Source organism: Xenorhabdus santafensis, from assembly GCF_033949405.1.
GTDB lineage: Bacteria > Pseudomonadota > Gammaproteobacteria > Enterobacterales > Enterobacteriaceae > Xenorhabdus > Xenorhabdus santafensis.
In genome coordinates this window covers 1-417 of sequence record NZ_VCDN01000232.1, presented here as the reverse complement: position 1 = coordinate 417, position 417 = coordinate 1, and the positions used below count along the sequence as shown (strand labels likewise).

The window sequence follows — 417 nt, the reverse complement described above, 5'->3', positions numbered from 1 at the left end:
TCACCCATTGTGAAACCCCGGACGGCTCCCGTTGGCACTATCAATACGATGCTTTTGGGCGAAGAATACGCAAGCTCAAAGTGCTTGACGGCAAGCTGACGGCAACCAACCTGCAACGCTGGCTGGACGGCAAACCGGATCTCACCCCGCGTAGCACAGCCATTTACGGGCAGGAATACCTGTGGAGTGGCGATCAGTTGATTGAGGAAACACCGGTTTACGCCGATGGCTCGCTGGCGCTGGACAGCCGCGTGCGCTGGTTGTATGAGCCGGGGGCGCTTACACCGTCTGCCCGCTTTGAAAAAGGCAAACTGCATTACGTGGTAAGTGACCATCAGGGTACTGTGCGGGAAATGCTCAACGAAAACGGCACGCTGGTCTGGGCTCAACGGCTGAGTACATGGGGAAAAGCGGAAA

The 417-nt window shown here is 56.8% G+C and carries 1 protein-coding gene; it reads left to right on the top strand.

Annotated elements, in window-relative coordinates; translation table 11 throughout:
• Window positions 1-417, top strand: a 417-nt coding sequence (locus FE392_RS20025) for an RHS domain-containing protein (RefSeq protein WP_319931881.1), incomplete at both ends; no start/stop codon positions are given.